This window comes from Desulfopila aestuarii DSM 18488, assembly GCF_900143695.1.
Taxonomy (GTDB): Bacteria; Desulfobacterota; Desulfobulbia; order Desulfobulbales; family Desulfocapsaceae; genus Desulfopila; species Desulfopila aestuarii.
This window is the reverse complement of the sequence record NZ_FRFE01000001.1, coordinates 311,934-326,402: the sequence shown is the minus strand read 5'-3', so window position 1 is coordinate 326,402 and position 14,469 is coordinate 311,934. Positions and strand designations below refer to the sequence as shown.

Annotated in this window: 12 protein-coding genes; 5 read left to right on the top strand and 7 right to left on the bottom strand. The window is 51.6% G+C overall.

What is annotated here, in order from left to right; translation table 11 throughout:
- Positions 1-4: 4 nt before the first annotated feature.
- From preA to BUF15_RS01335, 5 genes are all read right to left on the bottom strand, one after another.
- A complete protein-coding gene (gene preA / locus BUF15_RS01355; RefSeq protein WP_073611627.1) occupies positions 5-1,294 on the bottom strand; it encodes an NAD-dependent dihydropyrimidine dehydrogenase subunit PreA in 1,290 nt (429 codons plus the stop codon).
- A 51-nt stretch (positions 1,295-1,345) separates the two neighbouring features.
- The gene (gene hydA / locus BUF15_RS01350; RefSeq protein WP_073611626.1) at positions 1,346-2,725 is read right to left on the bottom strand and encodes a dihydropyrimidinase; all 1,380 of its coding nucleotides are present in this window, start codon (positions 2,723-2,725) and stop codon (positions 1,346-1,348) included.
- Positions 2,726-2,765: 40 nt separating this feature from the next.
- Positions 2,766-4,256 (bottom strand): CoA-acylating methylmalonate-semialdehyde dehydrogenase, encoded by a 1,491-nt coding sequence (locus BUF15_RS01345; protein ID WP_073611625.1) that lies wholly within the window; start codon positions 4,254-4,256, stop codon positions 2,766-2,768.
- Positions 4,257-4,405: 149 nt separating this feature from the next.
- A complete protein-coding gene (locus BUF15_RS01340; protein ID WP_073611624.1) occupies positions 4,406-5,908 on the bottom strand; it encodes an NCS1 family nucleobase:cation symporter-1 in 1,503 nt (500 codons plus the stop codon).
- Between the two features lie 60 nt (positions 5,909-5,968).
- On the bottom strand, positions 5,969-7,294 hold the full coding sequence (locus BUF15_RS01335) for an aspartate aminotransferase family protein (protein ID WP_073611623.1): 1,326 nt from the start codon (positions 7,292-7,294) through the stop codon (positions 5,969-5,971).
- A gap of 400 nt (positions 7,295-7,694) precedes the next feature.
- Between BUF15_RS01335 and BUF15_RS01330 the strand changes: the two genes are divergently transcribed.
- Positions 7,695-8,168 carry an Lrp/AsnC family transcriptional regulator gene (locus BUF15_RS01330; RefSeq protein ID WP_073611622.1) on the top strand — a complete coding sequence of 158 codons (474 nt, stop codon included), beginning with the start codon at positions 7,695-7,697 and terminating at the stop codon, positions 8,166-8,168.
- 46 nt (positions 8,169-8,214) lie between these two features.
- Here the strand turns inward: BUF15_RS01330 and BUF15_RS01325 are convergent, their stop codons facing one another.
- Positions 8,215-8,952: a 16S rRNA (uracil(1498)-N(3))-methyltransferase gene (locus BUF15_RS01325; protein WP_073611621.1), complete on the bottom strand. Its 738-nt coding sequence runs from the start codon at positions 8,950-8,952 to the stop codon at positions 8,215-8,217.
- A 207-nt stretch (positions 8,953-9,159) separates the two neighbouring features.
- On the opposite strand from BUF15_RS01325, the gene BUF15_RS01320 reads away from it, so the two are divergent.
- Entirely contained in the window at positions 9,160-9,534 is a 375-nt protein-coding gene (locus BUF15_RS01320) for a PilZ domain-containing protein (RefSeq protein ID WP_073611620.1), read from the top strand.
- A 16-nt stretch (positions 9,535-9,550) separates the two neighbouring features.
- On the opposite strand, the gene prmA is transcribed toward BUF15_RS01320, so the two are convergent.
- On the bottom strand, positions 9,551-10,447 hold the full coding sequence (gene prmA / locus BUF15_RS01315) for a 50S ribosomal protein L11 methyltransferase (RefSeq protein ID WP_073611619.1): 897 nt from the start codon (positions 10,445-10,447) through the stop codon (positions 9,551-9,553).
- 337 nt (positions 10,448-10,784) lie between these two features.
- Between prmA and BUF15_RS01310 the strand changes: the two genes are divergently transcribed.
- From BUF15_RS01310 to BUF15_RS01300, 3 genes are all read left to right on the top strand, one after another.
- Positions 10,785-11,327 carry a type I restriction enzyme HsdR N-terminal domain-containing protein gene (locus tag BUF15_RS01310; protein ID WP_073611618.1) on the top strand — a complete coding sequence of 181 codons (543 nt, stop codon included), beginning with the start codon at positions 10,785-10,787 and terminating at the stop codon, positions 11,325-11,327.
- Between the two features lie 68 nt (positions 11,328-11,395).
- On the top strand, positions 11,396-12,745 hold the full coding sequence (locus BUF15_RS01305) for a class II 3-deoxy-7-phosphoheptulonate synthase (protein WP_073611617.1): 1,350 nt from the start codon (positions 11,396-11,398) through the stop codon (positions 12,743-12,745).
- A gap of 215 nt (positions 12,746-12,960) precedes the next feature.
- Positions 12,961-14,430, top strand: coding sequence for a DegQ family serine endoprotease (locus tag BUF15_RS01300; protein WP_073611616.1), 1,470 nt, complete (start codon positions 12,961-12,963; stop codon positions 14,428-14,430).
- Positions 14,431-14,469 lie beyond the last annotated feature (39 nt).

Genomic DNA, 14,469 nt, shown 5'->3' with positions numbered 1-14,469 from the left:
TCTTTCAGAGATCATTTACAATTATTCCGTCTGAAACGGCATAACCGCCGCGAGCAACGATATCCTGCCAGCTTTCCACCGTCTCGGTGTGCGACACATCCATCATTGAAATGCAATCGAGCGGACAGACAAGGGAGCAGAGATTACACCCCTTGCATTTCACCGTGTTAATTTCCGGAATCGGCTTTCCCTTGCGGGTCTTCTTGTCCGACCAATCGATGGCCTGATACGCTCCGTCATTACAGGCAGTATAGCATTTTCCACAACCGGAGCAGGTAGCCGCATCAATCGATGCCTCGACTTTATAATTCATGTCGAGTTCTCCCCACTCCTTGTAATTGCCGAGGGCCCGGCCCTGCAGTTCACCAATACTGGTCATACCTTTTTCATCCAGATAACCGGACAGTCCGTCAATCATTTCGGTAATAATACCGAAACCATGGTGCATAACCGCCGTGCAGACCTGGACCGAACCACAGCCAAGGGCAATAAATTCTGCCGCATCCTGCCAGGTGTTAATGCCACCGATTCCGGACATCGGCAGGGTAAACCACGTTTCCCGGCCAAGGGATGCCACCATATGTAAAGCTATGGGCTTAACCGCCGGGCCACAGTAACCCCCATTAGTCGATCCATTACGCAGTTTCGGAAAAGGGATAAAATCATCAAGATCCACCCCAATGATAGACTTGATGGTATTGATCAATGCAACCCCATCGGCAGCACCAGCCATTGCCGCACGACCTTGATCACGAATATCGGCCACATTCGGAGTGAATTTCACCAGCACTGGAATCGATGACGACTCTTTTGCCCAGCGGGTAATTTCTTCGGCAATGGCAGGCTCCTGGCCGATTGCCGAACCGAGACCGCGTTCGCACATACCATGGGGGCAGCTGAAATTTAGTTCCACACCATCGGCACCCGTATCTTCCACCCGCCGGATAAGTTCCTGCCATTCCGCTCTGGTGCCAGCCATAATCGAGGCAAGCAGGGCATGCTTGGGAAAGCGTTTCTTGACTTCCCCCATCTCGCGAAGGTTAATGCTTAACCCCCGATCAGTGATCAGCTCGATATTGTTAAGCCCCACAATCCGGTTACGCCCGTGACTGAGGGCCGCATAGCGGCTGTTGACATTCACCACCGGGTTGCCGAGCGTCTTCCAGACGGCTCCCCCCCAGCCGGTATCAAAAGCCCGCATGATCTGCTCCCCACTGTTGGTCGGGGGAGCAGAAGCCAACCAGAACGGGTTGGGGCTGGATATTCCACAAAAATCAATGGAAAGATCACTCATGGTACATCTCCTGTTGTATCGAGTTCGCTTTGCACCAAAGGCCGCGTCAGATTAAACGGTAAGCTTGCGGGGAATAAAACGGCCCGCCCCCGGCTCGACCATAAGCTTGCCATCTTCACATTGCACCCGACCGTTGGCTATTACCACTGCGGGAGCGCCCACGGTTCTGTATCCCTCAAAAATAGAGGTATCCACCCTATGGTAATGGGTCATGGCCGAGATAGTCCCTTCACCGTCCGGCTGCCAGATAACGAGATCGGCATCCGCTCCCACCGTAATGCTGCCTTTCTGCGGGTACATCCCAAAAATCTTCGCGGGATTGGTTGAAGTGATAGCCACCATTTGATTGATGGTGATACGGCCTTTCATAACGCCATAAGTGTAAAGGAGCTTCAGCCGGTCTTCGATTCCGGCGGCACCATTCGGGATCTTGCGAAAGTCGTCCCGACCAAGTTCTTTCTGCCCCTTGAGGTTGAACGGACAGTGATCGGTTCCAACCACCTGGATCTGCCCGGCCCGGATAGCTCCCCAGAGCGATTCAGCATGTCCTTTCGGCCTGATCGGCGGACTCATGACATAGGCGGCTCCAAGAAAGTCGGGCTTGTCGTATACCGAATCATCGAGCAGCAGGTATTGGGGGCATGTTTCACCGTAAATATCCATCCCCTGAGCCCGAGCTTCCACCAGAACCCTGGTCGATTCGGCACAGCTCATATGGACAAAATAGGCAGGGACCCCAATCGCTCTGGCCAGGCTGGCCAGCCTGAACGCCGATTCACCTTCGGCATAGGAAGGCCTGGACAAGGCGTGGTATTTCGGTTCGACCTTACCTTCGGCAAAGAGTTTCTCCTGCAGCTCGGCCACGATCTCGCCATTTTCACAATGGGCCATAATCAGTGCGTTCAGTTCACGGGAACACTTCAACAGACCGACCAACTCCTCGTCATTTACCATGATCGCATCTTTGTAGGCGAGAAAGGCCTTGAAGCTGGGAATACCCTCCTCGCGGACGCACACCGCCATCTCACGCGCCACCTGATCACTGTACCAGGTCACCGCCATATGGAAGCCATAGTCGGCAACAGCTGTCTTCGCCTTGCTCTTCCAGGTGGCCAGCGCCTCCAAGAGCGACTGCCCCTTGCCCGGCACGATATAGTCGATAATCGAGGTGGTACCGCCCGCCATTGCCGCAGCAGTTCCGGACTCAAAATCATCGGCGGACACTTCACCCATAAACGGCATATCCAGATGGGTATGCACATCAATACCCCCGGGCAGCACATATTGCCCGGCTGCATCGAGAACCCGGTCAGCACTGACATCCAGATCCTTGCCGAGTGCAGCTATTTTACCGTCTTCAATATAGATATCCTGGAAAGTGCAGTCGAGAGGGCTGACAATCTCCCCATTTTTGATAAGTAGTGATCCCATATTTTTCTCCGATCGTATTTACCTAAGAGTCGTTTGCAAGCTACGACATCCAGTTCGGATTCTTCGGCGATACCCACTTGGTGGTTATCTTCTTCTTTTTGGTCCAGAAATTGACACCATCCTGGCCTGTTATATCACCGCTGCCAAATTTTGAATCATTCCAACCGCCAAACGAAAACGGCTCGCGCGGCACGGGCACGCCGATATTGATACCGATCATACCGGCACTGGCATGCTCCAGCAGATAATCGGCCGGTGCACCCGATGAGGTAAAAATTGCCGCAGCATTGCCATAGGCGCTTTTGTTTTCAAGAGCCAGAGCTTCTTCCAGGGTGTTCACCCGAACAATAGACATTACAGGCCCAAATATTTCTTCACAGGCCGCTGGCATATCCGGCCGGACATGATCGAGGATTGTGGGGCCAATCCAGTATCCGTTCTCGCATCCGGCTAGCTCAGCCACTGGCTTCAGGCCGCGACCGTCAACCAGCACCTTTGCACCTCCACTCTCCGCGCCATCGATATAGGACGTAATACGATCAACACTTGGCGCGTTGATAATTGCCCCCATACTACGCCCCAAATCGAATCCTTTGGCGTAGCTGACCATTTTCTCAATCAGGCCATCACAATTACCGACAGCCACAATCGTCGACGCGGCCATGCATCGTTGGCCGGCACAGCCGGTCACCGAATTGACAATCTGCTCCGGTGCAAAATCCGGATCAGCATCATCCATGACAATCAGGTGATTTTTTGCCCCACCAAGTGCCAACACTGGCTTGCCGGCGGCAGCTGCTCTCGCATATACGATACGTGCCACTTTGCTTGAACCGACAAAACTGACCGCAGCAATACCAGGATGATCGCAGATCGCCTCCACCATCTCCACCCCACCGTTCACCACGTTCAAGACCCCCGCCGGAAGGCCCGCCTCATGAAACAACTCCGCCAGCCTAATTGCAGACAGCGGTACCTGCTCTGAAGGTTTCAATATCGCAACATTGCCGCAGACAAGGGCAATTGGCAGGGTCCACATGGGGACCATGTTGGGAAAGTTGAAAGGGGCGATACTGGCTATAACCCCAAGTGGTTCACGACTGAATCGACAGGTGATACCCCGGCTCACCTCCTGGAAATCGCCAGCGATCATATTAGGGACGGAACAGGCATATTCAAGAATTTCAATCCCCTTGAGAATACCGGCTTTCGCCTCATCCAGCAGTTTTCCACACTCCAGTGAAGCAAGGTTCGCCAGTTCGTCAATATCGTTTTCAAGTAGGGTTTTCAGACGAAACATCACCTGAACCCGATCTTTAATATGGGTGTTCTTCCAGCCCGGGAAAGCCGCTTCGGCTGCAGCCACCGCCCGGTCGAGGTCGCTTCGACCTCCCAGCGAAACCTCACCAATACTCTCCCCGGTGTAGGGGGTAAAGATGGGAAGAAATGCATCTGCCTGTGACTGTGAATGTTCACCGCCAATCCAATTACCGATTCTACCTTTTTTGCTAACACGTAATTTGTCGATCATAATAAGAAATGAGAATCACTCCGGTCGTTATAGGTTTATCCCCTGTTCTATGAATCTGGTTTTCATCAGAAAAAAAGAGTTCAAAAGCACAGCCAAAGACTCCCACTTTATCCGGTGATAGTCTGCCGGATAAACGGGATATACCGAGATTAGGAGACTGAGGCGGGCACTGTTGCCTCGGCCCCCTTCGCGGTCATCAGGCCAAAATAGAGCAGACCTCCCAGCGCAGAACCAGTGAACCAGCCATAGCTGTAGAACCAGGGCAAAAAACCGGTAGTTATGGAGAAGACTGTCAGGGCAACGGGCACCAGGAAAGCGATAATGCCAGCACCATTAAACGCCGGATAACACCCTTTAGGCAGATAGAGATCCGGAAGGCTCAGCTCCTGTTTTTTGATAAGGAAATAGTCGACAATCATGATCCCGGCTATCGGACCCAGTAATGATGAATAGCCGAGCAGCCAGTTGGAATACATAGATTCTACACTCACCTCGGAAACAACCCAGCCCATCTTCCGTAACAGTTCCCAGCTCATGAGCACGATACCCACCACACCGGTAAGCAGAGTCCCACGCTTAAAGTTGATCATTTTGGGAAAGATGTTTTGGAAATCATTGGTGGGTGAAACGATATTTGCAGCAGTATTGGTTGAAATGGTTGCGATTATGATCATGATCATTGACAGGACAACCCAGAACGGACTGTCAATTTTGCCGATCAAGGTGATGGGATCAGATATTGACTCCCCAACCAACACGGGAGAAGCTGCCGTCAACACTACACCAAGTGCAGCAAAAAGGAGCATCGTCAACGGCAGGCCAATGATCTGACCGACGATCTGGTCCTTCTGGGAACGCACATAACGGCTGAAATCAGGAATGTTCAGCGAGAGTGTCGCCCAGAAGCCAACCATCGCAGTTAACCCCCCAAAAAAATAGCTCCAGACCGAAGCCTCAGCTGGGCGGCTGGGGGCGACACTCAAAAGAGCTGTAGCATCAATTTTAGGCGAGGCCCACATCAAGAGGCCAACACCAACCAGCAAAAGCAATGGTGCGGCAAATGTTTCAAGTTTTTTTATAGATTCAGAGCCCTTAAGAACAACGTACATATTCATGCACCAGAAGATGAAAAAACCGATAACTGTGCCCTTCTCGCCCAGGGCTGCCCAGCTTGTCGACACTTCAGAAAGCAGCAAGTTGATAGCCATGCCGCCGAACATCGTCTGGATACCAAACCAGCCGCAGGCCACCAAGGCCCTGATAACTGCCGGGATATTCGAACCGTACGTACCAAATGACGAGCGCAGCAGCACAGGGAAGGGAATACCATACTTCGTTCCGGCGAAGGCATTCAGGAGAAGAGGGATAAGGACAATCACATTAGCCAGAAAAATAGTGATTAATGCTTCGGTCACATCAAGGCCAAAATATGCGGTCAGGACACCTCCCAGGGTATAGGTGGGCACACAGACAGCCATACCAACCCAGAGAGCGGCAACGTTCCATTTATGCCATGTCCGCTCGCCGGCTCTCGTCGGGGCAATGTCTTCGTTATACAACGGGCTCTCGCAGATATCTTTGCCCGGTTCCATTTCATACAACCCCCCAACTTTTTTCACCTGGGTTTTGGCTTGGTCAGTTGTGTAGCTCATGGTGTTTCTCCTTTCGCGTTCAGATAATAAATTCCACTTTAACAGAGCAAACTACTGGTTCTACTGCAGTTGTGTGAAGACCTCGTTAAGGATTGCTATGGCGGTATCCAGTTCCGTTTCCGTTGTATTCAAAGGCGGAGTCAGGCGAATGACATTGTTGAACATTCCACCCTTGCCTATCAGCAGACCTTTGGCCTTTGTTGCCTCGAATATTTCTACAACCAGCTCCGGTGCTGGAGTCTTCGATGTCTTGTCTGTAACGATCTCAATGCCTTGCATGAGGCCCATACCGCGAACCTCACCAATAATGGGCGAATTCTCCGCCATCCTTTCCAACGCCTTTCGCAGCAGCTCACCTTTTTCGGCAACAACAGACGGGGGGCATTCTTCGGTCATAACTTCAATGGTCGCTATTGATGCCATGGTCGAAACAGGATTGCCGCCGAAAGTGCAGATAAAATGTCCCTTGCCAACAAGAGAATCAGCAATTTCGGGAGTGGTGATAGTGTTACCCATAGGGAAACCGTTGGCGATCCCTTTGGCCATGGTCATGATCTCCGGCTCAACCTCCCAGTGTTCAATACCGAACCATCTATTACCGGTCCTGCCAAAACCTGTCTGCACCTCATCTGCAATCATCACCCCACCGTAATGACGAACAATTTCAGCAACCATGGAAAAATATCCGGGCGGAGGCGTAACAAAACCGCCGACGCCCTGGATAGGTTCCACCAGCATTCCCGCCACCCTACCGCAAGTAGTGGTCTTAATAACCTCTTCGACATCCTGGGCGCAGGCCAGATCACAGGATGGAAAGGACATTTTGAAAGGACAGCGGTAACAATAGGGGTTTATTGCGTGCTTGATTCCCGGAACAATGTTAGTCGCCAGTCGCCAGGCGGACTGGGCGGTAAGCGTTTTGCCCATCGCGGAGTTGCCACTGTAGCCGTGACGCAGGGCCAGGATATCGAAATTTCCCGTATACCCCCGGGCCGCCATGACTGCCAATTCATCCGCTTCTGTTCCGGAATTGGTAAAATAGGATTTCTCCAGACGTCCCGGTGCAATTTCAGCTATCTTTTCTGCCAATTGCACATGGTTTTCGTGAGGATAAAGGGTGGAACAGTGTATAATTTTCCCTATCTGGGCTGTAACCTTCTCAATTATCCGGGGATGATTGTGGCCCACACTGGTGGTTAAGATTCCGCCGAAGTAGTCAAGGTATTCCGTACCGTCAACAGCCGTTACATATGAACCTTTGCCGTGGTCCAAGGGTAAGGGATCCCGATAATACAGGATGTGACTCGGCCAGAGAAACTGCTCCTGTTTTTTGAGAATAGACATAGTGGACAACCCGTCTTCTCCTGATGAGATGGTTTTACTCATAGTCTTTCCTTTCGAGTCTAATCGTTATATGTTGCACGTATCCGTCCACGACAGACGGCTGAAACCGCCAATGCAACCATCAATACAAGATTAATGCCAAGCTGCGACACGAAATCCGACACCAAACTAAATACCTTATATCAAATACATTTCGATAATTTTCAAATGAGATAAGAGTATAAAATTGTTGCCTAGCAGGTGGAAACAGCACAATATTGTTATGAATCTATAAATGTGTTTTACATTTTTGAAATAAAAAGCCTGTCTGAGCGACGAATGTGGGCTGTTCGTGTTGCGCAGAATTCGATATTCGAATTTTATATGTACATTTTTGGCAGATATCGCACTCAATGTCGGATGAAAATCAGGCGAGGCCAGAATGCCCCTAAGGAAGAATGAAATGAGCAAAAAGAATACCATCGATCCCACTGACCGACATATCATTGAACTCTTGCAGGAAGACGGAAGGCTGTCCAACACGGTCATCGCCAGAAGGCTCGGCATCTCAGAAACTACGGTACGAAATCGTTTAAACAGGCTAATTGCAGAAGGAATTATCCAGATCGTTGCGGTAAGCAATCCGCTCAAGATTGGCTATGAAGCTGTGGGAATTTTGAAGATACGGACCGACATTAAGAAGCTTGATGCGGTTATTGAAGCTCTACATAAAATAAAGGCTGTCTGGTTTGCCGTACAGACAACGGGGGAGGCAGATATCCACGCTGAATTCGTTGCCCCCTCGATCGAGGCTCTAAACACCTTGCTCTACCAGCAGATTTATACAATCGACGGGGTACTCAGTGCCGAAGTTTCTCTTATATTGAATTATTTGAAACGGGAGTATAACTGGGGTGTTGCCGGAGAACCTGAATAGCTGCGAGATACGCGGTTTCAACCTCTGGACCTGCCAGCAAGATGCTTCAGATATTTCTCACCAGGAACTGAACGAGCGAAGCAGCGGTAATCGTCGCCGTCTCAGCTCGCAAAATCCGCCGACCAAGCGACACGGTCTGCCAGCCCTGCGCTTTTGCCATCTCAGCCTCCTCAACCGACAATCCACCTTCCGGACCAAGTAGAATCACCACCTCTTGCACTATCTCTGGTATCACCAGATCATGCAGGGTAAACTCTCGTTCCTCTTCCCAGAACAGCAGCCGCAATCGCCCCTCCTCGATAGGAAATGCCTGGAGCAGATCTGTAAAGGTGCATGGTGGATCAACCACCATCAGATCGGAACGATAGCACTGCTTACAGGCGGATTCGACAATGCGCTTATAGCGTTCCAGTTTTTTTTCCCCCTGTAACTCCTGCAGCTTGCCCTGGCAACGACTGGACCAGAAAGGCATCAACCTACTGACACCCAACTCCGTGCATTTCTGGACAACGGTATCCATTTTCTGCCCTTTCAGCTGCCCCTGCCCGATGAAGAGTGCCACCGCCTCTTTCTTCTTTTCAGAACGGACAGCGGTAATCCTGGCCAACACCTGTCGACCTACCTCCACCAACTCGGCAGAGTAGACCAGGCCGCTGCCGTCAAGCAACTCAACCACCGTACCGATCCCAAGGCGCAGGGCCCGGCTGATATGGCGGGATTCGCTCTCCGGCAACTGGAGAGTCTCACCCACAGCACCGCCGTTATCAACAAAAAAACGTCGCATCGTCCACCCTGTTTTCGTTCATGTCCATTGGCTTACAACCTGATTTGGCGGCTTTTCCGTGCCACCATGTGGTATTTTCTTAAAGAGAGCAGCACGGATTAACCGTTTGACAACATCGGTATATATTTCGTATCTATGTATCAGGTTACCCTTTTTTCCCGTTTTCGCAGTGGATTTTGACCGCGAGACATCCTCAGAGGAGCCCAGATGGCCAACGAAAAGCGCATCCAGCAACGTTTCACTCTGAATCTGCAGGCAAAAATGACCTACAGCTTCGATGATTCCAGCAATGGGGAATACATCTCCACAGTGGCAGCCAATATCAGTTGCGGTGGCGCCTTTCTGGAAACAGACCAGCAGTTGCCGCTCGCCAGCAGGGTCAACCTCGAGTTTTTACTGGCCATCGAGGATTTAAAAAAGCTAAAAGTCGTCGCCTCTGTCGATATCCTCCGTAAGCTGGCCAAAGGAAAGCAGGTCTGGGTTCAGGCTACCGGAGTGGTTATCCGTCAGGAGCCAAACGGTGTAGCGGTCATCTTTGACCAGAACTACCAGCTCAGCCCCATGCAGCCGGGGTCTGAATGATTCTCATACTTCAGGCTCACTTTTTTACCAGGTGCAAAGCCGCCCACTCGTCTTTTTCTTCTCGACCGGCCAAGACAAACCCTGCCTTTTCATACACCTGGATGATGTTGTCAGCTTGAATCTCCTTCAGGATTCCGGAAAGCACCAATGCCCCACCAACCTCCGTCAATCTGGTGAGGGCCGGGACCATCATCAACAACGCGTCATGAATAATATTTGCCACCACCAGTGAATAGGAACCTTCAAGCTCTTCAAGGGGAGTAATCTCCACCGCAACCCGGTCCTGCAAGCCATTATGAGCCACATTATCAAATGCGGCTGTAACTGCTTCCGGATCGTTGTCGATGGCCATAACCGACGGTGCCCCAAAGAGAGCGGCAGCCATGGCAAGGATACCGGTACCCGTGCCGACATCCAAAACTGTACCGGGCCGGGATTCAACAACCGAGCGGATAAAGCCAAGGCAGAGACTGGTGGTGGCATGGTGACCGGTGCCAAAGGCCATGCCCGGGTCCATCTCAATCACCACCTCCCCATTTTTTGGCTGATACTCCTCCCAGGTCGGTTTGATAATCAGTCCGGCCGAAACGGCAAAAGGGGTGAAATGCTTTTTCCAGTTGCTGGACCAGTCTTCATCCTCAAGCACTGACGTGGTCAACTTAGGGCTCTCCACCTGAAAGATATCTGCCAGTTCGGAGAGATAACCGCCAACCTGTCCGACGATTCCGGCAATAAACTCCTCAGTCGGGTTCTCCTGCTCCAGATACGCATGAATGGTGTGTTCCAGCAGATGATCATCGACACCGACCTCAACCCCGGCATCAAACACCCCTATGAGATAATCGGTGATCGCATCGGTGAGTTGTGTCGAACAGGTGATGGTCAGCTCCAGCCATCGTGTTGTCTTGGACATGATTTTTCCTTTCAATCGTGGGTTCCCGAAAACGGGACCAATGTTGTACGTGAAACATCGACAGACTCGAGATGTGCCGAAGGCTTATAAATGAGTGTAGCATTTCCTTCTATTACAAGACATTACAGACCACCAGGCATTCTCTGGTACAATCAGCGTATATCAAGGACAATGCTCCAGCAAAATCATCTATACTATGCGAGATCGTATTTTTTTCCAAGATGGAGAATTGCCGCGTTTGATATCTACCACCAACTTGCAAAACAACTGCAGAGAATTACAGTGTTGAAAACAACAAAACATATAGAAGACAAAAGTCTCCACCCGCAGGAGTACCATGTCGGCACACCCATCCCATCATCTGATTTACGGCGTATTGAACGATTACCTCACCGGCGAAGAGCTCACCGACACCGATGACGAACGGCTCCGCCAGGATATTTCCCGAATGATGGTGCTGGAAAAAGGCTTTGAAAAGGAAGAACTGCTGCCGCGCCTCTATATTGAAACCCTTTTTGCCCGCTGCTATGTCCGTTCCACCATTGAGCTTACCGTCAGGATCGGCGGTAAAGATATCATGATTCTCCGCTATGGCCCCGGCTCCCTGGTTAGCAGGGAACGCGCCGCAATCGCCGCCGCCCGGGTCCTCAATCCCGACTACCAGATTCCTCTTGCCGTCGTCACCAATGGAAAAGATGCGGAACTCCTTGATACTTCGACTGGAAAGATTCTTGGATATGGGTTACATTCCATTCCTGACAGAGTAACTGCGGGAAACATGCTGGACCATCTCGAATTCCTCCCTCCCCGCCAGGGTCAACCCCGGGAACGGGAAATGCGAATTCTTAATGCGTTTGACGTGGAACGGTGTTGCGTCTAGAACACCCCAGCTTGCCCTCCGTACGCATCCCAACACATATAATCCATTGCAACCTTCAAGGAATACGAATGACACAGCTCATCAATGAATGGACGAAGTCCAGCTGGCGAGAGTTCCAGGCACTTCAACAACCCAACTGGCCGGACGAAAAAGAGGTCAAGAAGGTCTTGCATGATCTCTCAAACCTGCCGCCGTTGGTTTTCGCCGGTGAGATTCGCGCCCTCAAACAGCAGCTGGCCAAGGCCGTCAAGGGCGATGCGTTCCTGTTGCAGGGTGGAGACTGCTCAGAAAATTTTTCCAAAGTGACAGCCCCTACAATCCGGGAGACATTGAAGGTTTTACTGCAGATGGCTGTCGTACTTACCTATGCCGGTGGCAAACCGGTGATCAAGGTCGGTCGTATTGCCGGTCAGTTCGCGAAACCCCGCTCGGCAGATACCGAGGTTGTAAATGGCGTCGAGTTGCCCTCCTACCGCGGCGACATGGTCAATCAGCCGGAATTTACCCAGGAGGCCCGAATCCCCGATCCCAATAACATGATGAAGGGCTACAACATGGCGGCCTGCACCCTGAACCTGCTGCGAGCCTTCACACGTGGCGGTTTCGGCTCACTCCAGCGGGTCCAGGCGTGGACCCATGAGTTTGTCGCCGCCTCCCCCATGGGCCGCTCATACGAACGGTTGGCCAAACAGATCACCCAAGCCCTGAATTTCATGGAGACCATCGGTATTTCTGCTGATTCTCCCCAGGTCATCCAAACTCAGCTCTTCACCTCCCACGAGGCACTGCTCCTCGGATACGAAGAGGCACTGACCAGGATGGACTCAACCACTGGCGGCTGGTACGACTGCTCGGCGCATATGCTCTGGATCGGCGAACGGACCCGGCAGCTTGACGGCGCCCATGTAGAGTTTCTGCGTGGTGTGTTGAACCCGATCGGCGTTAAAATCGGGCCCACCTACGATCTTGACAACGTCAAGGCTATGGTGGAAAAACTCAATCCCGAAAATGAGGCTGGCCGCATCACCCTCATCACCAGGCTTGGCCTGAAAAATGTCGAGAAAGTTCTGCCTCCACTGCTCCGCGAGATGAAGCGGGAAGGATTCAATATCGTCTGGAGCTGCGACCCGATGCACGCCAACACCTACACGGCAGAAACCGGTCATAAGACGAGGAATTTCAACGACATCCTCTCAGAAATTACCTGCTTTTTTGAGACCCACTGGTCAGAAGGTACTATACCCGGAGGTGTCCATTTCGAGATGACCGGAGAAAACGTCACCGAATGTACCGGCGGCGCCCGCAACATCATCGACCAGGAGTTGGCCAACAACTACCTCACCACCTGCGATCCCCGCTTGAATGCCGAGCAGAGTCTGGAAGTCGCCTTCCAGATCGCCGACATGATCCGCTCCTGATAAAAGATAGGAACCATTTCCTTCACTTCGGCCGCATACCCTGGGTGTGCGGCCTTTTTTCTCCTTATCCCCCCTGTATTCTTGAAAATTACATTTCAGTAATCTTTCTTGACCCTCACCTGTTCCCGCTTAGAGTTTCAGCATGCCACAGTTGCGGGATGTCACCTTGTCAGTGCGTCCACCATGCAGTAACCCCACATAACAGGAGATGTGCCATGTACAGAACGTTACCCCTTAAACACTCTTTCAGCCTGCTCGGTGTCCTGTTGCTGACGGTCACCCTGCTGACTACAGGTGCCTCAACCAGCAATGCCTTTTCGAGTGATAAAGGTTTTGCCGAGGTAGTGAAAAAAGCCAAACCAGCCGTTGTCCACATCAGAGTGGAAAAATCGGTTGCCGCCAATAGCTATGACCAGCAATATGAAGAGTTTTTCAACAACCCATTTTTCGAGCGATTTTTCGGACCGCAATTCCGGCAACAGCATCCACAACAAAATCCACAGCGAAGTCCCCGGCGCGAATATAAACAGCAGGGACAAGGTTCGGGATTTATTATCAGCAAAGACGGGTATATCTTGACCAACAACCATGTGGTCGAGGAGGCTGATACGATTACTGTTATCCTCTCGGACGAACAAGAGTTCAAGGCAGAGCTCATTGGTCGTGACCCCCAGTCCGATGTCGCTCTGATCAAGATAAAGGATAAAGCCCAACTTCCAGTCTTGGCACTCGGCGACTCCGACGCCCTTGAGGTTGGTGAGTGGGTTATCGCCATCGGCAACCCCTTTGGCCTCAGCCAGACCGTTACCGCCGGCGTGGTCAGCGCCACCGGCCGTTCCAGCGTCGGGATCAACGAATACGAAAACTTTATTCAGACCGATGCAGCCATCAATCCCGGAAACTCGGGTGGACCTCTATTGAATATCAATGGCGAAGTCGTCGGCATCAACTCAGCCCTCTACTCCCGGACAGGCGGCTATATGGGCATTGGTTTCGCTATCCCTATCAACATGGTGAAAAACATCGAGGAGCAGCTGAAAAACGCCGGTAAAGTGACCCGTGGCTGGCTCGGTGTCGTCATCCAGAATGTCGATGAGAATCTGGCACGATCCTTTGGTTTAGATAAAGCGGAAGGTATCCTGGTAAGCGAAGTTCAGCCCGGTTCTCCGGCTGATAAATCAGGCGTGAAACAGGGGGATGTAATAGTCCGGCTGAATGGAACAACGTTGAAAGATGTTGCCGATCTGCGCAACCGGGTAGCACTTATGTCGCCTGACAGCAGTGCCAAGCTTGATGTGATCCGGAACGGGAAAGATGTCTCGGTACAGGTAAATATCGGCGAGCGACCAAACGATATCTCCCAGTCTTCAACTGACACCCCTGAGGGTTCCGGCTCAGCACTCGAGCAGTTCGGTCTCACTTTCCAGAATCTGACCCCAGAGCTGGCCGAAAGGCTGGGTTACGACGATAAGCAGGGCGTGGTGATTTCCCAGGTTGAGCCCGGTAGCCCCGCCTCATCTGCAGGTCTCATGCCTGGCCAGCTGATCGAAGAGGTCAACAAGAAAGCTGTTCACAATGTGAAGGAATTGAAGCAGGCCATGGAAAAATCTGATGACCAGAAACGGCTGCTACTGCGAGTTCGTTCCGGTAACTTCAGTCAATATGTGGTGCTGATCGCGAAATAAGTGTAGAGAAAAAGATAATGCTGGGTATCTGCAAACCCT

Excerpts from the sequence above, each read along its gene's own strand:
- preA (WP_073611627.1), bottom strand. The coding sequence starts at position 1,294 with ATGAGTGATCTTTCCATTGATTTTTGTGGAATATCCAGCCCCAACCCG.
- hydA (WP_073611626.1), bottom strand. The coding sequence starts at position 2,725 with ATGGGATCACTACTTATCAAAAATGGGGAGATTGTCAGCCCTCTCGAC.
- BUF15_RS01345 (WP_073611625.1), bottom strand. The coding sequence starts at position 4,256 with ATGATCGACAAATTACGTGTTAGCAAAAAAGGTAGAATCGGTAATTGG.
- BUF15_RS01340 (WP_073611624.1), bottom strand. The coding sequence starts at position 5,908 with ATGAGCTACACAACTGACCAAGCCAAAACCCAGGTGAAAAAAGTTGGG.
- BUF15_RS01335 (WP_073611623.1), bottom strand. The coding sequence starts at position 7,294 with ATGAGTAAAACCATCTCATCAGGAGAAGACGGGTTGTCCACTATGTCT.
- BUF15_RS01330 (WP_073611622.1), top strand. The coding sequence starts at position 7,695 with ATGAGCAAAAAGAATACCATCGATCCCACTGACCGACATATCATTGAA.
- BUF15_RS01325 (WP_073611621.1), bottom strand. The coding sequence starts at position 8,952 with ATGCGACGTTTTTTTGTTGATAACGGCGGTGCTGTGGGTGAGACTCTC.
- BUF15_RS01320 (WP_073611620.1), top strand. The coding sequence starts at position 9,160 with ATGGCCAACGAAAAGCGCATCCAGCAACGTTTCACTCTGAATCTGCAG.
- prmA (WP_073611619.1), bottom strand. The coding sequence starts at position 10,447 with ATGTCCAAGACAACACGATGGCTGGAGCTGACCATCACCTGTTCGACA.
- BUF15_RS01310 (WP_073611618.1), top strand. The coding sequence starts at position 10,785 with ATGTCGGCACACCCATCCCATCATCTGATTTACGGCGTATTGAACGAT.
- BUF15_RS01305 (WP_073611617.1), top strand. The coding sequence starts at position 11,396 with ATGACACAGCTCATCAATGAATGGACGAAGTCCAGCTGGCGAGAGTTC.
- BUF15_RS01300 (WP_073611616.1), top strand. The coding sequence starts at position 12,961 with ATGTACAGAACGTTACCCCTTAAACACTCTTTCAGCCTGCTCGGTGTC.